Annotated in this window: 20 protein-coding genes; 6 read left to right on the top strand and 14 right to left on the bottom strand. The window is 51.0% G+C overall.

What is annotated here, in order from left to right:
• Window positions 1-26: 26 nt before the first annotated feature.
• From METH5_RS0113955 to pabC, 9 genes are all read right to left on the bottom strand, one after another.
• On the bottom strand, window positions 27-1,835 hold the full coding sequence (locus METH5_RS0113955) for a ShlB/FhaC/HecB family hemolysin secretion/activation protein (protein WP_051412977.1): 1,809 nt from the start codon (window positions 1,833-1,835) through the stop codon (window positions 27-29).
• Window positions 1,836-2,062: 227 nt separating this feature from the next.
• A complete protein-coding gene (locus METH5_RS0113960) occupies window positions 2,063-2,431 on the bottom strand; it encodes a DUF2845 domain-containing protein (RefSeq protein WP_029149085.1) in 369 nt (122 codons plus the stop codon).
• Between the two features lie 145 nt (window positions 2,432-2,576).
• Window positions 2,577-3,341, bottom strand: coding sequence for an MBL fold metallo-hydrolase (locus METH5_RS0113965; protein WP_029149086.1), 765 nt, complete (start codon window positions 3,339-3,341; stop codon window positions 2,577-2,579).
• Entirely contained in the window at window positions 3,332-4,108 is a 777-nt protein-coding gene (locus METH5_RS0113970) for a TatD family hydrolase (protein WP_029149087.1), read from the bottom strand. The genes METH5_RS0113965 and METH5_RS0113970 overlap by 10 nt, the downstream gene beginning before the upstream one ends.
• A 46-nt stretch (window positions 4,109-4,154) precedes the next feature.
• Entirely contained in the window at window positions 4,155-4,517 is a 363-nt protein-coding gene (locus METH5_RS0113975) for a PilZ domain-containing protein (RefSeq protein WP_029149088.1), read from the bottom strand.
• Window positions 4,518-4,560: 43 nt separating this feature from the next.
• The gene (gene holB / locus METH5_RS0113980; protein WP_029149089.1) at window positions 4,561-5,553 is read right to left on the bottom strand and encodes a DNA polymerase III subunit delta'; all 993 of its coding nucleotides are present in this window, start codon (window positions 5,551-5,553) and stop codon (window positions 4,561-4,563) included.
• A 9-nt stretch (window positions 5,554-5,562) separates the two neighbouring features.
• Window positions 5,563-6,168: a dTMP kinase gene (tmk, locus tag METH5_RS0113985; protein WP_029149090.1), complete on the bottom strand. Its 606-nt coding sequence runs from the start codon at window positions 6,166-6,168 to the stop codon at window positions 5,563-5,565.
• 32 nt (window positions 6,169-6,200) lie between these two features.
• On the bottom strand, window positions 6,201-7,208 hold the full coding sequence (gene mltG, locus METH5_RS0113990; RefSeq protein WP_029149091.1) for an endolytic transglycosylase MltG: 1,008 nt from the start codon (window positions 7,206-7,208) through the stop codon (window positions 6,201-6,203).
• Window positions 7,195-8,034: an aminodeoxychorismate lyase gene (gene pabC / locus METH5_RS0113995; RefSeq protein ID WP_029149092.1), complete on the bottom strand. Its 840-nt coding sequence runs from the start codon at window positions 8,032-8,034 to the stop codon at window positions 7,195-7,197. Before pabC ends, mltG begins: the two co-directional genes overlap by 14 nt.
• Before the next feature lie 203 nt (window positions 8,035-8,237).
• Here pabC and METH5_RS0114000 point away from each other — a divergent pair, with 203 nt between their 5' ends.
• Together METH5_RS0114000 and METH5_RS0114005 are read left to right on the top strand one after the other, a co-directional pair.
• The gene (locus METH5_RS0114000) at window positions 8,238-8,684 is read left to right on the top strand and encodes a hypothetical protein (protein WP_232411060.1); all 447 of its coding nucleotides are present in this window, start codon (window positions 8,238-8,240) and stop codon (window positions 8,682-8,684) included.
• A 141-nt stretch (window positions 8,685-8,825) separates the two neighbouring features.
• Entirely contained in the window at window positions 8,826-9,584 is a 759-nt protein-coding gene (locus METH5_RS0114005) for a nucleotide-binding protein (RefSeq protein ID WP_029149094.1), read from the top strand.
• A 20-nt stretch (window positions 9,585-9,604) separates the two neighbouring features.
• Here METH5_RS0114005 and METH5_RS0114010 read toward each other — a convergent pair whose 3' ends face one another.
• The 5 genes from METH5_RS0114010 to METH5_RS0114030 form a co-directional block, all read right to left on the bottom strand.
• Entirely contained in the window at window positions 9,605-10,099 is a 495-nt protein-coding gene (locus METH5_RS0114010) for an aminoacyl-tRNA deacylase (RefSeq protein WP_029149095.1), read from the bottom strand.
• A 44-nt stretch (window positions 10,100-10,143) separates the two neighbouring features.
• On the bottom strand, window positions 10,144-10,497 hold the full coding sequence (locus tag METH5_RS0114015; RefSeq protein ID WP_029149096.1) for a nucleotide pyrophosphohydrolase: 354 nt from the start codon (window positions 10,495-10,497) through the stop codon (window positions 10,144-10,146).
• Between the two features lie 148 nt (window positions 10,498-10,645).
• Window positions 10,646-11,818, bottom strand: a complete 1,173-nt coding sequence (locus METH5_RS0114020; RefSeq protein ID WP_029149097.1) for a class I SAM-dependent RNA methyltransferase — start codon at window positions 11,816-11,818, stop codon at window positions 10,646-10,648.
• A gap of 142 nt (window positions 11,819-11,960) precedes the next feature.
• Complete coding sequence (locus METH5_RS0114025) at window positions 11,961-12,749, bottom strand: polyamine aminopropyltransferase (protein WP_029149098.1); 789 nt, start codon at window positions 12,747-12,749, stop codon at window positions 11,961-11,963.
• Window positions 12,749-14,653: a ribonuclease catalytic domain-containing protein gene (locus tag METH5_RS0114030; protein WP_029149099.1), complete on the bottom strand. Its 1,905-nt coding sequence runs from the start codon at window positions 14,651-14,653 to the stop codon at window positions 12,749-12,751. The genes METH5_RS0114025 and METH5_RS0114030 overlap by 1 nt, the downstream gene beginning before the upstream one ends.
• 277 nt (window positions 14,654-14,930) lie before the next feature.
• Between METH5_RS0114030 and METH5_RS0114035 the strand changes: the two genes are divergently transcribed.
• The 4 genes from METH5_RS0114035 (at window position 14,931) to zigA (ending at window position 18,787) form a co-directional block, all read left to right on the top strand.
• Window positions 14,931-16,517, top strand: coding sequence for a YdiU family protein (locus METH5_RS0114035; protein ID WP_029149100.1), 1,587 nt, complete (start codon window positions 14,931-14,933; stop codon window positions 16,515-16,517).
• A gap of 8 nt (window positions 16,518-16,525) precedes the next feature.
• Window positions 16,526-17,008, top strand: coding sequence for a Fur family transcriptional regulator (locus METH5_RS0114040; protein ID WP_198290703.1), 483 nt, complete (start codon window positions 16,526-16,528; stop codon window positions 17,006-17,008).
• Between the two features lie 129 nt (window positions 17,009-17,137).
• Complete coding sequence (gene dksA, locus METH5_RS0114045; protein ID WP_029149102.1) at window positions 17,138-17,542, top strand: RNA polymerase-binding protein DksA; 405 nt, start codon at window positions 17,138-17,140, stop codon at window positions 17,540-17,542.
• Window positions 17,543-17,554: 12 nt separating this feature from the next.
• Window positions 17,555-18,787 (top strand): zinc metallochaperone GTPase ZigA, encoded by a 1,233-nt coding sequence (gene zigA / locus METH5_RS0114050; protein ID WP_029149103.1) that lies wholly within the window; start codon window positions 17,555-17,557, stop codon window positions 18,785-18,787.

The following is an 18,787-nucleotide window of genomic DNA, read 5'->3' on the forward strand; positions in this document are numbered from 1 at the left end:
TTGGCGTTACTTGCTATCGTCAACCGCTAAAAGCTGACATTCAGATTAAATCCGGTCACACTGCCATCCGCCTGCAAGCCTTCCGGCACATGCAACGGCTGCCCCCAGAACAAGTCATAATTAAGCTGCGCAGCCTTCACCGCCACATTGCCGCGCAGGCCAATCACAGCACCCGCCAGTTGCTTGCCAGGTAAGTAGCGTGTGGATTGCCCGCCTACCTCACCGTAATCAACCCCCAGATAAGCAGCGTGACTACTGCTGGCAAATGGCACTAATAGCTCATTGCGCCAAAACCAGCCGTGGTCGCCAAGCAATAATTGCTCACCATTAAAACCACGCACGGTATAGCGGTTACCAAGGCTAAAGCGGTCTTGCGGCGTGAGCGGGGTGAGGTTACTTTGCGCGCGCAGATTGGCGCTGTACTGCAAGGCTTGGGTGCCCCACGGCATAGGCAATTGCAAAGGTGCCCTAAAGCTGACATCTGCCAGCCAAAGCCGCATGCGCGATGTGCCTTCGCCAAAAGCCTGCTCTGGCGCAGCCAGGCTGTGATAGGCCCCCGTGCCCCTGCGGTAAGCGAGGCGATAATCAAACACCGCACGGCCTAAGTACCAACTTTGATCCAGTCCATATTCAAAGCCAGCCACACGTCGGTGCTGCGCCTCGATTTCTGCCTCATTAATATAGTTGCTAGAACTACGTAAAAAGGTTTTAACGGACAATGTGGTTTTATTAAACGCATTACGAAAAACCAGCCGTGCCAACTTGGCCTCTACACTTTCGCTGTCACCGCTAAAAATATAGCCTTGGTTAATGCCTGCCACTTGCTGGTAAAAGTGGCTGTTGGAGGCCGTCACTCCAAACATCCAGTAATCCCATGGAATGGCGTAACTGGCCGTTGTACTTTCATTGCCGCGTATGCCATCCTGCCCGCCGCCTAAGTCACGGTTGTGGCTTACATATAGCAAATCATTGAGTGTGGTCACGCTATCCAGCGACACGGTCACACCGCCCTGATAACGACCAGTAGAACGCGTGCCGCCATCGTCGGCACTCAATGTCACCCGGGCCGGGAATTGTCGCTGGTATTGAATCACCACATCACTTAAACCTGGCGTGGAAACATCCTCTGCGCTGGCAGGCTCAATGCGGATATCCGCATCTGCGGTCGGCACGCGTTTCAGGTTTTCTAGCGCCTGCTCAATATCGCGCAGATTCAGCAAATCACCCGCTTGCATAGGTATCGCATTCCATAACGACACGTGCGGATTAGCGTCTGCCGCCAACCGGATTTTATGAATACGGCCGGGGATCACCGTCAATATTAAGTGGCCGCTACTTAAATCTTGTGGCCCAACCAGCACGCGAGTGGTGACATAGCCGCGTGCAATGATGCGGTTTTGCACTCTGGCAACCAAGGCATTAATGCCTGAGACACCAAAGCATCGCCCCAGCAATGGCTCACCTTTTTCGCCCGCTTTCAACGTGTTATCCAGTGCAAACTGAAAAGGCGCCACCGGCGTGTTATCAGCAGAACTTAAACTCACCTTGTGGATGGCAAAACAAGGTAATTCTTCGATGGGCATCACTTCTGAGGACTGCAAGGCTGACTTTTGCAGCTTGGTTGCAGCATCACGCGCATCGACTGCAGGCTGTTGTTGTTGCTCAAGCTGACGTGCGCGCTCTAGTTGCCGCTGATACTGCTGGGCATTTTCTTGAGGTAAATCAATCGCCGCCGCATACGCTGCCTGGCTAAGTAAAACGCTACATAGCAATAGCAGCCCACTGAATACACGATGCAATAACCAGATTGGTTGTTTAGAGGAGATACACGGCATGACGCTCTGCTTTTAGTCTGAAATAAATAATGCTCACCTGCAGGCACTCCTACAGACAGACATAAATTTTAACATTAGTTAATTTAAATAACCAATATTAACAAACAAAAACTAACAGCCGTGAAGTCGGCGCAGGGAAAGAATACGGTGCAGAGGCGCAGGTGTAATGAAGATGGACGTAAAAAAAGCCGTGTAAACACACAGCTTTTTAAGCAGAACAGCAGTCGTTATCGGTTATTGAAAAACCCGATATTCATGACGCGGTCATTCACAAATGTCACTTCGGTTTCTTTGTAGGTATTTTTGTCATCATATTTGACCAGGTTTTTGTAGTACCACATTTCGACCTGCACCGGTTTGGAGTTATCTTGCTGTTTGGCTACGTTGCCTATCATGCTGTTGGCATTACTGGGTTTGACTGACTGTTGTTTTTTAAACGGCTGACCCAGTTTTTCTATGATGATTTTTTTTGATTTACCGCTAAAGCCGGTAATGAACTCGTCTTCGCTGTAGATTTTACCAGCAAATGCAGACGTGGCGGCGAACAGCAATGAGGTGGCAACCATTACTGCTGAAATTTTTGCGTATAACTTCATGTTTTAATTCCTGTTATCCAAAATCCAACGTATTAAATTTTCAAACGAATCAAGTTGATCGTTCTCAATGATTATTTTGTGAAAGTATAACTGTTTATGACTGAATTCGGTTGACCAGCGCCCGGCTATTATTGCAGAGCAAGCCTCAAATATGCAGTTGCATGCCGTCGTAACCGACTTCAATATGGGCTGGCAATCTGGCTTGCAAAGCACGGTATTCCAGCTCATGCGTCATATGAATCAGCACATTGCGTTTGGCGCCTATGCGCTCAATCAGGGCCAGCGACTGCGATACACTGACATGGGTGGGATGCGGGCTTTCACGTAAACAATCAATCAGCAAAAGCTCCACCCCCTGCAATAAATCGTATGAGCTCTCAGGGATCTCTGACACATCTGTCATATAAACCAGGTTACCGATACGGTACGCATAAATGCGAATCTTGCCATGCATCACCGGCACTGGCGTCACCCATTGCCCAGCCACCTCAAATGGCGCCTCGACCACATGCGCGGCTAACACCGGCAAATCCCAATACTGCGGAATAGGATCACGCAAGGTGTAGCCAAACTTATCCTGGATATGCGCAATCGCTTCAGGGTAGCTATACAGCGGAATCTGGCAACGGTTGATCTGGCAAAAAGCCCGCAGGTCATCAATGCCATGCAAATGATCTGCGTGGGTGTGCGTGTATAACACGGCATCGACCCGGCACATGTGTTCACGCAAGGCCTGCTGCCTTAAGTCAGGCGAGGTGTCGATTAAAATCACCCGGCCATCGTCCAATGTGACCATGCTGGAGCAACGTGTGCGCTTATTGCGCACGTCAGTCGAGACACAGGTCGCGCAGCGGCAACCAACGGCGGGCGTACCCGCGCTGGAACCGACACCTAAAATGGTTAATTGCATGGCTGGGCGTGTTTGAACAGATTAAAAAAGTTTGCCGTCGTCGCCTCCACAATCTGCTGCAATGGCACCTCTCGCAAACGCGCAATTTCTTCTGCCACATGCCGCACATACGCCGGCTGGTTGGTTTTACCACGAAAAGGGATAGGCGCCAGGTAAGGTGAATCCGTCTCAACCAACATGCTGCCCAACGGGACCTTTTGCGCCACTTCTTTCAAGGCCACTGCATTTTTAAAGGTGACGATGCCAGAAAACGAGATATAAAAGCCCATCGCAATCGCAGCCTGTGCCACTTCCCAGCTTTCGGTAAAACAATGCATGACACCACCCACCTCTGCAGCGCCCTCTTCCTGCATGATACGCAAGGTGTCTTCGGCCGCATTGCGGGTGTGGATAATCAGTGGTTTACCGGTGGCTTTGGCCGCGCGGATATGGGTACGAAAGCGCGCACGCTGCCACTCCAAATCACCGGTCAGGCGAAAGTAATCCAGCCCGGTTTCACCGATGGCGACAACTCTTGCATGATTCGCCAAACTGACCAGGCCATCTACTGTTGGCTCCTGGATGTTTTCGTAATCTGGATGCACGCCCACTGAGGCGTAAATATTCGGGTATTGCTCGGCAATCGCCAGCACTTCTGGAAATTTGTCCAGCGTCACCGACACGCACAAAGCATGCCCCACCTGATTACTTTGCATGCTCTCAAGCACCTGGTCCATATTTTGGACCAGTTCGGGAAAATTAAGATGGCAATGCGAATCGACTAACATATGGTTTCCAGCAAAAAGCGTTATTCAGGCCTGAGTTAACACAGATCTATATGGTGTTTGACGGGCGGCTCGACTTCAGCGCAGCCCCAAGAATCGTCTCAATGCGCTTTTTGGCCTCGGCACCACCATCTTTATCCGTAAACTGGATGCCTATGCCTTGCGGCTTGTTATTCGCAGCCTGCGGCGTCATCCAGATCACTTTGCCCACAACCTTGAGCTTATTGGGGTCATTCAGCAAGGTCAGCAGCATAAAAATCTCTTCGCCCATTTTAAAAGGTTTGCTGGTTGGAATAAACAAACCGCCGCCTTTGACAAAAGGCATGTAAGCGGCAAACAGTGCCGCTTTTTCGCGGATCGCCAGCGACAAAACACCGGGTTTTGCGGCGGCAGGTGGTTGTGTGTCGTTCATGACCTAAGCTCCAAAATATTTAAGTGCGCGACGCCCAAAAGAGTTAGCCAAACATTTTTTTGTATTGCAGCAATAACTGCTCCAGTTGCAGCTCTTGATTGAGCGGGTGCTGTGCGGTCATTTTAAAACGATTTAGCTGCTGTTGAAATGCCAGTAAACGCGACAGGTTTACCGTGCCCGCCAGTGCCTGCAATGGTGCGGCTTCACCGGGGTGATAGCGCAAGGGCTGCCGATGGCAACATAGCCAGACATCCAGCAACCACTTTTGCAGCACCTGTATCGCCTGCTCCATGCCTTGCTTGATTAAAATTGGCACCGCTGCGGCAATGTCTATCATGGCACCGTTTACCAGATGCGGCCGAAACTGCTGATACCAGGCATGCCAATCGAGGCTGTCCTGCTGCACGCTGGTGGGTGCGCCGCCACTATAATGCCAGACCCACTCAGGGTCAGGCACAGACTGGGTTTGCAGCCATTGCAAGCCCTGCTCCTGGCTGGGCACCGGCATTTCAACCTGCATGCAACGGCTTAAAATCGTTGGCAACAAGGCCTGGCGCTGATGCGACACCAGCAAAAACTGCGTGCGCTGCGGCGGTTCTTCCAATAGTTTTAATAAGGCATTGGATGCCGCAATATTCATGGCCTCTAACGGGTGAATCAACACCACACGAATGCCATCGACACGATGAGACGTGAGTGACAAGTAATCGTGCAAAGCGCGGGTCTGGTCGATGAGGATTTGCTGGCGTTTACGCGTTTTCTTTTTACCGCTGTCAGCGTTATCGTCGTCTTCTGGCGTAATCTCCCTAAAGTCAGGGTGTGCGCCTTCTGACAGCCAGTGACAAGACTGGCACTCACCGCAGGCAAAACCTTGCTGCGGCTGTAAACACAGTAAAGCCGCCGCCATCGTTTGCGCAAAATCCAGCTTGCCGATACCGCTTTTTCCATACAACAACAACGCATGGTGGCGCGTATCACCAGCTTGCATCCATTGTGCAAACAAAGATTCCTGCCAGGGATAAATATTATTAATCATTATTTATAATCATAGGGTTGAAATTATTTCTTCAACTAATTTCTTAACTTCTTCAAGCGAGCGATGTGCGTCAATAACACGAAACCGTTGCGGAAATTCAGCGGCTCTGGCCAGATATTGCGCGCGCAATCTAGCAAAAAACTCGGCGCCCTGTGCTTCAAATTTATCTGGTGCGCGTGCGCCGGCCAGGCGCTGCAAACTCACCTCAACCGGCACATCAAATAACAACGTTACATCTGGCTGCAACGTGCCCTGCACCCATTGCTCCAATTGCTGCATTTTGTCTAACGGCAGGCCGCGTGCGCCACACTGGTAAGCATAAGACGCATCGGTAAAACGGTCTGACACCACAATCGCATCGCGCTGCAATGCCGGTAATATTACTTGCTGTAAATGCTCGGCGCGCGCAGCAAACATCAGCAATGACTCGGTTTCTACGTGCATCTCTTTATGTAACAAGAGTTCGCGCAACGCTTCTCCCAGCGGTGTGCCGCCAGGCTCACGTGTAGACACCACTTCACGGCCACGACCAGCCAGCAGTTGTAAAATCGTTGGGATATGCGTGCTTTTACCTGCACCGTCCATGCCTTCCAGTGTGATAAACAAGCCCGCCATTATTCAAGTTTCCCTATTTGCATATTATCTGCTTAGTGCTTTTTTAATTGATACGCGCGTACAGCCTGGTTGTGTGCCTCCAGCGAACTGGTAAACACATGCCTGCCTTGCCCGTTAGCCACAAAATACAAGGCATTGGTCTTGGCCGGATGCAGTGCTGCCTGAATTGAGGCCAGCCCTGGCAACGCAATCGGCGTCGGCGGCAAACCACTGCGCGTATAAGTGTTATAAGGTGTGTCAGTCAGTAAATCTTTTTTGGTGATATTGCCCCGGTAGCGCAAACCCATGCCGTAAATCACCGTGGGGTCAGTCTGCAAGCGCATGTGTTTACGCAGGCGATTCACAAACACGCCGGCGATTTGCGGGCGCTCTTCTTCAACCCCGGTTTCTTTTTCAACAATGGATGCCATCACCAGTGCCTCATACATAGACTGGTAAGGCAGCCCAGCCTGACGGCCTTGCCAGGCAGCAGATAAATGCTGCACCATTTTTTGGTAGGCACGTTTGTAGAGCTCGACATCACTGCTCTGCGCATCCAAAAAATACGTATCCGGGAAAAACCAGCCTTCAGGATGCTGCGCTTGCCCACTTAGCTGTTGCATCAACTCACTGTCTGACAGCAGTAATGTGTCATGCCGGATGCCAGGCATTTGCGCCAGCTTCTGCCTAAAGTCGGCAAAAGTTTTACCTTCAATCAGCTGTAATTTAAATTGGTCAAACGTGCCATGCTTGAGGATGTCGATCAGCGACATAACCTGCAGTGGCGTGTTAAAGGCATAATCGCCCGCCTGTAATTGACTACCGCCACCACTCAATTTCACCATCAGCAAAAAACTGTAGGGCTCAGTGAGTACGCCTGCTGTGACTAATTGATCGGCAATGCCGCGCACGCTGGCACCAGCCGGAATCTGTACGCCTATAGTTTCTGAGGCCATGGGCAAAGGCCGGATCATGAAAATCACCATCCAGATCGCGAGTGCCAGCCCACTTGCAGCGAGCAGCGACACGCCGTACTTCACACCTTGCTTAATGAACCACATAAGCTAAATCTGACCTGAGCTGTTTGGCCCAATCGTTGCTTGCAATCAGCTGCTCGTCAATCTGCGTCACTTGCAACACGCCATACACACTATTGGCAATGACCACCGCATCGGCATCAAACAGGTTTTCCATAAACAGGCCGGTCGATACGACCGACTGGCCATGGGTTTTATACCAGTCGAGTATTTTTTGCCGCATCACGCCCGCCACGCCACACGCATCGAGCGCAGGCGTCATCACCAGGCCGTCTTTGCTGATAAACAAGTTGCCGCTCACCGCTTCAATCACATGGTCACCATAATCGCGCAACACACCGTCAAAAAAGCGCGGGTCTTTAAGCTCTGCGCGCGCCAGTACGTTTTCCAGCCGATTAAGATGCTTAATGCCTGCCAGCAGCGGCTGTGATGCCAGCCGCGTTTGGCAGGTATATAACGCCACACCGGTGGCATAAATCTCAGGAGGATAAACTGGCAGTGCGCTGTGTATTAACACACGCGTTGGCTCACAAATAGCTGGTGGTGCGTAGCCGCGCGCGCCGTCACCACGGGTAATAATGATTTTAACAATGCCGGATGGCAACGCTGCTTCATCTCCTGCTGCCATCAGGTATTTGAACTCTTGCATCAGTAGCTCGGCAGAGGGGCATACAATCTGGATTTTGCTGCAATCGGCCAGCAGCGTCTGATAATGTAGTGGCCAGTCTTGCAGCTCGCCATTAAGCAAGCGCATGGTGCGAAAAATACCATCGCCATAAGCAAAACCGCGATTGGTCGGCGCAACGCCAGAGACCAATTTACCATTGACACAATAGCGGACTGAAGTCATGTAATGCCAGAGAAAAGAGTGAGATCGAACAAGGCTGAAACCATACCATAAATCGAGGCTGGCCGACGCGCTATCTGACTAAAAACCGGCCAATCACAAAGGCTTAAACGCTGAAATAAAGGATTTTTTAAAGTTTGTTATGTTGATGCCGTTAACAAGATAAGCGGTAAGGTAGCTGTATTATTTTTTGACGAAGGATATCCATGTCGATTTCCAATATTCAAAGCAATGTCTCGGCACTTTTGAACAAAGCCTACAACACCGACACCAGCGCCACGACCGCTAGTGACGCCATCAGCCAACTCGCGCAAGAAACAAGCTCAGGCAGCGACAGCCAGGCCAATGCCTCCGCCAGCGCCCAGGTGAGCCTGGGCACAACAGACAATGCCCCTGAAACCTATACCGCCAAAGGCTTGATGCAACAATTGCGCCAATACCAATTGAGCAATGCTTCGCTGATATTTGGCAATGGCGAGGATTCTAATGACGACAGCACAGGCCTCACCGGCTTGATGGGCACGTCATCTGGCACCGACGTTGAAAGCATGAGCCAGGATTGGGTCAATACGATTAGCGAAAGCCCAGGCAAAGCGTCAGTGATGCTAGAAAGCAGTAAAAGTAACTCTTTAAACACTATTTTTGGTGATTAAACACTTAAATCAGCTGCACACAGTCTCTTGATAAAAACGCCCGGTTTGCCGGGCTTTTTTTATTTTTGTGGCAACCATCACTCACCACAGCTACAATTGTTAAATTATGATAATTAACGCGCAATAACAAGGAGTGATGTGATGAAACCCAAACTGTTTATTGGCTCTTCGCGCGAGGGGCTGGATATTGCCAATGCCATACATGCCAATTTGACGCGCGATGCTGAATGCACGGTATGGAGCAACGGCGTGTTTCAAATCTCAGGCACCACTATTTACAGTCTGATTAATGCACTACGCAGCTCAGACTTTGGCATATTTGTGTTTAGCCCCGACGACCTCAATATTATGCGTGGCCAGCAGAATCCGGTGGTACGCGACAATGTGATTTTTGAGTTAGGCTTGTTTATTGGCCGCCTCGGTGTTGAGCGGTGTTTTTTTATCACACCAGATCACGTGGCGGACTTAAGGCTACCCACTGACCTGATGGGCATACTACCGGGGCAATATGAAGCCAACCGGCATGACAAAAACTGGCTGGCAGCCACCAACCCGGTGTGCATGCAAATCCGCGCCAAGCTGATGGAGCTTAAATCGTTTCAGGATGCTGCCGTTGCCACCTCAGTGAGTAAACCACAGCCGCCGGTCAATGCCACAACCATTGATACGCCACCAGCTGAGTCCCACACAGCAGACCAACAACTCACGCTGGAACCACACGGTAAGGCGTATGCATTGACGGGGAATACGCACAAACATAAAGAAGAAATTAAACAGGCCGGTGCCAGCTGGAACAAAGGCTTAAAAAAATGGATCATTCGTGGCAGTGACAAATCCAAATTTGAACACCTGATTGCAGCGATCAATGGCACACAGGTCAACAGCACTGCTGCCAATTAAGGCATGAGGTTTAAACCCACTTACTCTTTGATAAAGCTGCCCTGTGCTTTGCCATTAAGTAAGGGCCATAAATCAGCCGTGCGTAGCGCCAATGCATAACCCAATACGCCACTGCCAATGACCACAGCCTCATAACGCGCGACGCTGCTATCAACCAACACCCGCAGGCTGTCAGGCAATGCAATCGGCGGCACGGCACCCACCACATAGCCGGTCGCCTCAGGCACTTCGTCATATTCTGCCATGCGGCATTTGCGCTCATTCAAATGCGCGCGCAACAAGGCCCAATCGGCACGCCCCCCCCCCGCAACAGCCAACAAGCTAAAGCCACTATGCTCACCTTTAAACACTACACTACGCACCACCGATTGTGGATCCAGCCCTTGCGCAGACAGTAACTCTTCCAGGCTACGGATAGGTTTTTTGTCATCACTCAAGGGGATTTCAATGACTTGAAAAGCAATCTGGTGTTGCGTCAGTAACGCAGTGACTGGGGAGTGAATAGGCGTGGCCATCATGCAATCCTTAATGACAAGTTACTTTTAATAGTAAATATAAATTATTGATATTTGGTATATTTATCGTTACTACCCTTGCATTTATCAACCGGGTACTTTTGCGCATTCAAGTCAATTTTTGCATTGGCGGCGGCAATCAAATCGATGCCACACACCTCCGCAATCCGCATCAGGTAAACAAAGGTATCTGCTAGCTCCTGGCCAACTTGTTGTTGAGTGTCTTCATCCAGCTGACGGCTATCAGACTCTGTCATCCACTGAAAATGCTCGACCACTTCGGCTGCCTCAACGATCATGGCCATGGCCAGATTTTTGGGCGAATGAAACTGTGCCCAGTCACGCTCTTCGACAAAGGCATTCACGCGTGCCCGTAATGCATCAATGGAATCTGTCATCTATCGTTTTGCCTGTGATTATTGAGTAAACATGCTGAATAAAAAAAAATTTTGCTGTCGATGACCGCAGATAGACGCCGATGAATCAAAAACAAAAATCAAATGATTAAAACGATCTGTATCTGCACTAACACAAGTTCAGTATGCGTTAATCTGCAGCAGGCTGTTCTGGTTTCTCTTTACGGTTACTGCCCGCCACCATTTTAATTTCAAACAAACGGCATTCTAACGGTCCGTTATACAGCAGGGTTTTCTTGCTCGGGCTTAAGCGCATCAATTTAGGCATGCGCAAATCACTGGTCAGAAAATAGGTGTTCCAGCCAGAGAATTTTTGTTTAAGTGCAGCGGCCATTTCAGGATAAAGCTCTGCCAGTGTGTCCTCTTCACCGATACGCTCGCCATAGGGCGGGTTAGCAACCAGCACGCCACTGTCTGCTGGCGGCACAACCTGGGTAAACTCCCAATGCGTGAGTTGTACTGCGTCTAGCCAGCCCGCCATTTCCAGATTCTGTTTGGTCACGCGCACGGCGCGCAAATCCATGTCTGAGCCGTAAATGCCCTGAAAGCTGACCGGCTTCACCGCTTTGACCGCGGCGTTGCGGACTTTTTTAAAACTATCAGATTCAAAGTTTTTGAGTTTTTCAAAGCCAAAATTGCGGTTTAACCCCGGTGCAATATTGAGTGCGATCATCACCGCTTCAAGCAGAAAAGTACCGCTACCACACATTGGGTCGAGCAATGTCTGGCCAGGTTGCCAGCCGCTGAGTTTTAAAATACCGGCAGCCAGGTTTTCACGCAGTGGTGCTTCAATGCTGTTTTTACGGTTGCCGCGCTGATATAAAGCGTTGCCAGAGGTATCAACATACAATTGGTAGCTGTCGGCGGTCAGGTAGACATGCACCCTGACACCAGGCTCGCGTGTATCAATATTGGGGCGGCTGCCGACACTTTGACGAAAGCGGTCACAAATGGCGTCTTTAACGCGCAGGGTAATAAACTCCAGGCTTTTCAACGGGCTACGCACGGCAGTGACCTTCACCATCATGCTGTGTTTGACGTCGAACCAGTTGGGCCAGTTGATTTTTAAGGCGCCCTGATAAATGTCGTCTTCGTTTACATATGTGCCACGCCCGACTTGCATCAGAATACGCGTCGCCACGCGTGAGTGCACATTGGCGTAATAGCAAACAGACAAGCCACCACTAAAACTGGCACCGCCCTCGGTGGCTTTGATGTCGCGTGCGCCACCTTGTTTAAGCTCTTCAACGAGAATAGCTTCCAGACCACGTGGGCAGGTTGCGAAATATTGGTTATTGATCATAAATACCTTATTAAATGGTGCTGAGTGCGTGAGCGGGATGTAGTACAAAGCGCTCGGCACGCAGATAGCGGAATGTACATGTCGTTCATGAGGATATCGAGTACCGTGCAACGCGGTAATTCGCCCGCGCAGCCATTCAGCCTCATGTTAATGTGAACTCCTTGCCGTTATTAGGATTAGCGCCTTGCAGGCGGTCTATCAGGTCTAGAAAATTGATATGGTGTGTTTGCATGGCCTCTTGCGCGCGTTTGCGCAAACTAGCCAGGTCTGGCATGGCCAATTCTGGCTTAAAACCAAACACGATGATATTACCGGGCTTGCCGGTCGGCATCATTAAGACGCGCTGCTCAAAAGTTTGCTCCATACGCTGCATGTAGATATCAAACTTTTTGTCTGAGCCCCACAGGTTAATGGTAAACAAGCCATCTGGCGTCAATGCCTCGGCGCAATCATCAAAAAATGACTGCGTACAAAAATCAGGCGGCAAGCCGTTGCTGCCAAACGCATCCATCATCAACCAGTCGCAGCCACCCGGGCGCTGCTGGATATAAGCGATGCCGTCACCTTCTATAATTTGCAACCGTTCGTCATCATCTGGCACAAAAAAATGACTGCGTGCGACCTGTATTACCTGCGGGTTGAGCTCAATCACCGTTTGCTTGATCTGCGGGCAGTACTTCCAGACATATTTGGCAATTGAGCCGCCACCGAGGCCCACCAGTGCCAGCTGTCGGCTCTCTGGTTTAAACAGCAAGCTGCTTAACACGCCCCATGAGTAGGCCAACACCAGGGCATAAGGGTCTTTGACCTGCATGCTGCTCTGTATGGTTGGCGACCCCAGGTGCATAGAGCGCACGCCATCGGTTTCAGTCACTTCAACCATCTCGAAATCAGACACGGCTTTGTGGATTTTGCGGTTGAATTTAAACATTATACGCCTTCCGCTACCACATCTGCGGCGTCACCAGCGTCACCGTCAGCCGTAACATCCGGGGCGATTTCTTCGATCAACCCAATAAACTTGCACTCCAGCTCCATCAGCAAAGTATCTATGTTCTGAATCGCCAATCGCACTTTACTGCCAGGTTTAGTGGCAGGCAAACTGTGCACTTTGGTCATATAAGGCAAGCGCTCTAGGCGCACCAGGTTTTCGCGCCAAACGGTCGCCTCAATTTCGCTGATGTTTTCCTGAACCAGGTATTGCAAACACCAATAACGCTCCATGCGTGTTTGAAACTCGTTATAAGCATTATAGGTTTGGTCAAAGTTACGCATATGGCCGACAATTTCATCGCTATTGGCCGCGTAGACTGGCGCTTGCAGCGTCAGCACGCTGATTAATTGCCGCTGATTGATTAAATCGACCGCGCGGCGCAGTGGCGAAGTACACCAGGCATATTGTGCCACGCCCAGGCCCTGATGGCCTTCGGCTTTGGTGGTCATATACACTTTGCCGCCGTTTTGCGCCCGGTAAATGCCAGGCACATCATGCTCGGCCAGCAACAAGCCCCATTGACTATTGGCGGCAATCATCAGCTCTGCCACCAGTTTGTCCATCGGTGATCCACGTTGGCGATTGACAATATCCACCACGCCATCATTCACATAAAAATTGTAATCTACGGGTTGCGGCCGGGTCGGGTCATATTTACCGCGCGCTTTTTCCAGGCTTTCGGCAAAGTGGAACAAAAATACCAGCGACGACCACAAGGGATGACCACTGTCTTGCTCTAGCGTAGTGTCATTAAAATAGGGCTCCAGCGTGTCATGGCGCAAGTTTTCTGCAATCTGCACGCGCTCTAAACAACTATGCTGATGCACGATGCTAAAGTCAGGCGCCACCTCGAGGTAGAGCGACAAGGCAGGCTTGGTTTCACCTGCATCGAGGCTAAATGGTCGAATGGCAACTTCTGGCAGCATGGTGATTTTGTGCCCCGGCATATACACCGTAGACAAACGCTTCATGACTTCGTTATCCAGCGCCTCATGTGGCGCCACGCCCAAGGCAGGCGCCGCAATGTGAATGCCGACTTGGGTATTGCCATTGGCTAATGCCGTCACCGATAACGCATCATCAATTTCGGTGGTGGTGCTGTCGTCAATACTAAACGCCTGCACCGCCGACAACGGCAACTCTGCCGTCATCTCTGCTAATGAAAAAGCAGGAAAAGCCGTGCCGTGCGCAAAATACTCACGTAAAAAAGCCCCCAAGTGATAATCATGCACTGAACTTAAGGCACCTGCGGCATGCAACACTTGCACTGGCAATTGTTTCAACTCCGCCGCTGCTTGCTCCAGCGCTTTCCACTCCAGGCTGCCTTTGTCTGGCGCATACAATAACTGGTCTAATTTAGCATTAAAGCCCTCAGGCAAGGTGTGCGCCTTGAGTTGTATCACCATCTGCGCCATCCACTCGGCTTGCTGGCGCTTTTTCTCCAGCCCGGCCAAGGCCGCCTTTAGCGTGTCTTCTGGCGCGGCTTTATAGCGGCCTTTGCCTTTGCGATAAAAATACATGGGGGCAGCATGCAATTTAAGCGCGATCGCTGCTGCCTGCTGGCGGTTTGGCTTGCCACCGTAATACTCTTGGGCCAGGTCCTCAAAAGCAAACTCGGGCTCACCGCAGCACTCCCACAAAAAGTCAGTGTCCAGGGTGTCAGATTCAGCTTGGGCGGCTTCGATAAAACCAGATAAGCTGCCATCAAACCGCATCAATACATTGGCAGTTTTAATTTTGCTGCGTTTGCCGGTGCTGGCCTCGACTTGCATGCTGCTATCGGCCTCAGACATGATGGAGGCGACTTTAAAGCCACCGTCTTCTTCGTAAAAAACATTCATGTGGGGAAATTAAACGTGTGGAGATCACACTGAGTGTATTCAAAACGCTATTTTACCCGAGAAGCGCCAGGCAAAACAGAAAAGCATGTTTATCAGCTGCCGATCAACGCGGACGCACGCAGATAAAGCAGCTTGCTGATGGTGCGTGGCTTTATGTCTCAGCATTTGGTCAAGCCAGCGCCTAGTGCTTAACATCCGCGCCATCAGCGCGCATCCGCAGCATACTCATCGCTGATTAATAACCAGCCGCAGCCTTGACCAGACTATAATCCACCTTATGCGTAGCTTACATTTTGATAACCGCTTCACCCGTGAGTTGCCGGGCGACCCCATTACCGACAATTACACTAGGCAAGTCAGCGATTGCTTGTGGTCAGCGGTGCAACCCACCCCGGTTAAAAATCCGCAATTGCTTGCCTACAGCTCAGAAGTCGCCGCCATGCTAGGCCTCTCTGCCACAGACATGCAAGACGGCGACCTTATAAAAACACTGGGCGGCAATGGTGCGCTGGATGGCATGTTCACTTATGCCACGCGCTACGGTGGCCACCAATTTGGGCATTGGGCCGGGCAACTGGGCGATGGCCGTGCGATTTACCTGGGTGAATTAATCAACGATAACAAGCGCTACGAGTTACAACTCAAAGGCGCGGGTGAAACCCCCTACTCACGCTCGGCAGATGGCCGCGCCGTGCTGCGCTCCAGCCTGCGCGAGTTTTTATGCTCCGAAGCCATGCATCATCTGGGCGTGCCCACTACACGTGCCTTAAGCCTAGTGACCACCGGTAACCAAGTGGTGCGTGATATGTTTTACAACGGCAACCCGCAACTGGAGCCAGGCGCCATTGTTTGTCGGGTGGCGCCGTCATTCACGCGTTTTGGCCACTTTGAAATACTCGCCAGCCGTAACGAATTACCTTTATTACAGCGTCTGGTCGGCTTTACGCTAGACCGCGACTTTGCTGACTGGTGGCCAACCACCGGTCTGACATTAGACATTAACAATCCGGCACCCGCCCTGATTGAAGCATGGTTTGAAGAGGTTTGTACACGCACAGCCCTCATGATCGCACACTGGATGCGGGTTGGTTTTGTGCATGGCGTGATGAACACCGACAATATGTCTATCTTAGGCCTGACCATTGACTATGGTCCGTATGGCTGGATAGATAACTTTGACCCAGGCTGGACACCGAACACCACCGATGCCCAAGGCCGCCGCTACTGTTTTGGCCGTCAACCGGATATCGCACGCTGGAACCTGGAGCGGCTGGCCGAAGCATTGGGCACCCTGCTACCGGAAACGCAAGGCCTGGCTGATGGCTTGACCACTTATGACCAGACCTATATACGCGCCCTGACGTCCAGCCTGGCTGGCAAGTTTGGGTTCGATCACTGGCAAGATGGCGATGGTGAGCTGATTAACCATATTTTTGAGTTGATGCAGCGCGCTGAAGTCGACCAAACACTGTTCTTCGCCCGATTGGCGAAACTGGATATTGCGCATCCGCAACTGGCAACACTCATAGAAGCTTTTTACACCGAACAAGGACAACAGCAGTTTGGCGCCGATATCCAAACCTGGTTACACAGCTACAGCCAACGTATACAACAATCGACACATACGCCTGAGCAGCGCCTGCAACAGATGGCTGCCGCCAACCCGATTTATGTGTTGCGCAACTACTTAGCGCAAGAAGCGATTGATTTAGCCACCCAAGGCGACAACTCTCGCCTGCTGACATTATTAGAGGTATTGCGCCAACCCTATACCGAACAGGCAGGCATGGCGGCGTTTGCGCAAAAACGTCCGGACTGGGCGCGGCAAAAGGCAGGTTGCTCGATGTTGTCGTGTAGTTCATAATTTTGGCCATGCAAACTGCCGAACAACTGATCACCGATGCTGGCCTGCGCCCAACTAAAGCGCGTATGGCCGTGCTGACCGCCATGATCAACTCTCATACTGCCTTGAGTCATACCGAGATTTTGACCGCGCTGCACGGCGTGAAAGAAATTGACCGCGTCACGGTTTATCGGGTGCTGGACTGGTTGCAGGAAAACGCCCTCATTCACAAAATATCCACCGATGACCGTGCCTGGAAGTTCCAGCTCAATGCGCCCAAACGCAGCTACAAAACAGCAGGGGCATCAAGCAACCCAGCCCTGCTCAGCAATTCTGGCCTGCTTGGCAACCATGGTCATGCCCACCTGCACTGCCAACAGTGCGGAATCGTATTGTGCATCCACGAACTGGCGGCACATATTCCTGCTGGCATTTTCGAGACTTACCAGGTCTCGCACATTGAAATCAGCTTAAAGGGCATTTGCCCGGACTGCCAGCAAACCGCCACTTAAATCCCCTATCTGGCGCTTTAATCAACGCCATTTAATGAAGTCAACACTGCACATTTTTGCAACATAGTTGCAAAATAAATTCACTGCCGCTAAAATGCAACTTAATTGCAATGCAACAAAGTTGCCATCATGCTCACCGAACCTGAACTGCTCGCCATGCCGGAAGACGCCTATATGAATCCGGCGCAACTAGCCTACTTTCAACGCTTGCTCGAAAGCCAGCGCCAAATCTTGCATGACAACATGCGCCTGACCAGTTGTCACTTGCACGAACAACACGATACGCCAGACCCGGCAGACCGTGCTTCGCAAGAAGAATCACATGGCCTGGAGCTCAAAACACGTGAGCGCGAACGCAAACATTTAAAGAGCATCGCCGCAGCCTTGTTACGTATTGGCGATGGTCGTTACGGTTATTGCGAAGAAACAGGTGAGCCGATTGGCCTGGCGCGATTATTAGCCAGGCCTACCACAAAGCTCTGCTTGCAAGCACAAGAACGCCATGAGCGTCGCGAACGACAATTTAATCATTAAGGATCCTTTAAGATGAAGAAACTGCCTGTGACTGTCCTGTCCGGATTTCTCGGCGCCGGTAAAACGACCCTGCTCAACCACATTCTCAATAACCGCGAAGGCAAGCGCGTGGCGGTGATTGTCAACGATATGTCAGAAGTGAATATCGACGCGCAACTGGTGCGTGACGGCAGCGCAGCCTTGTCGCGCCAGGAAGAAAAACTGGTCGAAATGAGCAATGGCTGCATTTGCTGCACCTTGCGTGAAGATTTACTGCTTGAAATCACGCGGCTGGCCAAAGAAAACCGCTTTGATTACCTGTTGATTGAAACCACCGGTATTTCTGAGCCACTGCCCATCGCAGAAACTTTTACCTTTGCAGACGAAGACGGTACGTCGCTGGCCGATGTTGCCCAACTCGACACCATGGTGACCGTGGTCGATGGTTACAATTTTCTTAAAGATTACAGTTCGCAAGCGCTGCTAGGCGACCGCGGCCTCGCGCTTGGTGACGAGGATGAACGCACCATTGTTGATTTACTGGTAGATCAAATTGAATTTTGTGATGTGTTGGTGCTGAATAAAACTGACCTGATGACACCGGTTGAAATCGGCCAACTCGAAGGCATACTCAAAACGCTCAACCCGCGCGCGCAACTGTTGCATAGCCGTTTTGGCAAAGTGCCATTACAGCGCATCATGAACACAGAGCTATTTGACTTTGACCAAGCCGCTGACGCACCTGGCTGGTTGCAAGCGTTGCGCGGTGAGCATGTGCCAGAAACAGAAGAATACGGTATTGCGAGCTTTGTTTATCGTGCGCGCCAACCGTTTCATCCGCAACGTTTATGGCAATGGTTTAACACAGAGTGGCCAGGTGTCATCCGTTCTAAAGGCCGCTACTGGATCGCCTCCCGCCCTGAGTTTTGTGCGACCTGGTCGCAAGCTGGCGCAGTGACGCGCACAGAACTGGCAGGCATGTGGTGGGTAGTCACGCCTAATGAATACTGGCCTGAAGATGCCGAGAGTTTTGCGCAGATCAAATCCCGCTGGCAAGAGCCCTATGGTGATCGCCAGCAGGAGCTGGTCATCATCGGCATGCATATGAATCAGGCAGCCCTCATAGCCGCGTTTGATGCTTGCTTGTTAACAGATGACGAAATTGCCCTGGGCATGGACGCCTGGCGCCAATTCAGTGACCCGTTTCCACTATGGTCAGTGGAGAGGCCTCAAGACCAGGAGACTTTGCTAGCGGAGGTGTTTTAG

It is taken from the genome of Methylophilus sp. 5 (genome assembly GCF_000515275.1).
Classification (GTDB): Bacteria; Pseudomonadota; Gammaproteobacteria; order Burkholderiales; family Methylophilaceae; genus Methylophilus.

Bases quoted from the DNA above. Each gene is read 5' to 3' on its own strand.
- METH5_RS0113975 (WP_029149088.1), bottom strand. From the start codon at position 4,517: ATGAACGACACACAACCACCTGCCGCCGCAAAACCCGGTGTTTTGTCG.
- METH5_RS0114020 (WP_029149097.1), bottom strand. From the start codon at position 11,818: ATGATCAATAACCAATATTTCGCAACCTGCCCACGTGGTCTGGAAGCT.
- METH5_RS0114025 (WP_029149098.1), bottom strand. From the start codon at position 12,749: ATGTTTAAATTCAACCGCAAAATCCACAAAGCCGTGTCTGATTTCGAG.
- METH5_RS0114000 (WP_232411060.1), top strand. From the start codon at position 8,238: ATGTCGATTTCCAATATTCAAAGCAATGTCTCGGCACTTTTGAACAAA.
- mltG (WP_029149091.1), bottom strand. From the start codon at position 7,208: ATGTGGTTCATTAAGCAAGGTGTGAAGTACGGCGTGTCGCTGCTCGCT.
- METH5_RS0114030 (WP_029149099.1), bottom strand. From the start codon at position 14,653: ATGAATGTTTTTTACGAAGAAGACGGTGGCTTTAAAGTCGCCTCCATC.
- METH5_RS0114035 (WP_029149100.1), top strand. From the start codon at position 14,931: ATGCGTAGCTTACATTTTGATAACCGCTTCACCCGTGAGTTGCCGGGC.
- METH5_RS0114015 (WP_029149096.1), bottom strand. From the start codon at position 10,497: ATGACAGATTCCATTGATGCATTACGGGCACGCGTGAATGCCTTTGTC.
- METH5_RS0113970 (WP_029149087.1), bottom strand. From the start codon at position 4,108: ATGTTAGTCGATTCGCATTGCCATCTTAATTTTCCCGAACTGGTCCAA.
- tmk (WP_029149090.1), bottom strand. From the start codon at position 6,168: ATGGCGGGCTTGTTTATCACACTGGAAGGCATGGACGGTGCAGGTAAA.
- METH5_RS0114040 (WP_198290703.1), top strand. From the start codon at position 16,526: ATGCAAACTGCCGAACAACTGATCACCGATGCTGGCCTGCGCCCAACT.
- zigA (WP_029149103.1), top strand. From the start codon at position 17,555: ATGAAGAAACTGCCTGTGACTGTCCTGTCCGGATTTCTCGGCGCCGGT.
- dksA (WP_029149102.1), top strand. From the start codon at position 17,138: ATGCTCACCGAACCTGAACTGCTCGCCATGCCGGAAGACGCCTATATG.
- METH5_RS0114005 (WP_029149094.1), top strand. From the start codon at position 8,826: ATGAAACCCAAACTGTTTATTGGCTCTTCGCGCGAGGGGCTGGATATT.
- METH5_RS0114010 (WP_029149095.1), bottom strand. From the start codon at position 10,099: ATGGCCACGCCTATTCACTCCCCAGTCACTGCGTTACTGACGCAACAC.
- METH5_RS0113955 (WP_051412977.1), bottom strand. From the start codon at position 1,835: ATGCCGTGTATCTCCTCTAAACAACCAATCTGGTTATTGCATCGTGTA.
- METH5_RS0113965 (WP_029149086.1), bottom strand. From the start codon at position 3,341: ATGCAATTAACCATTTTAGGTGTCGGTTCCAGCGCGGGTACGCCCGCC.
- holB (WP_029149089.1), bottom strand. From the start codon at position 5,553: ATGATTAATAATATTTATCCCTGGCAGGAATCTTTGTTTGCACAATGG.
- METH5_RS0113960 (WP_029149085.1), bottom strand. From the start codon at position 2,431: ATGAAGTTATACGCAAAAATTTCAGCAGTAATGGTTGCCACCTCATTG.
- pabC (WP_029149092.1), bottom strand. From the start codon at position 8,034: ATGACTTCAGTCCGCTATTGTGTCAATGGTAAATTGGTCTCTGGCGTT.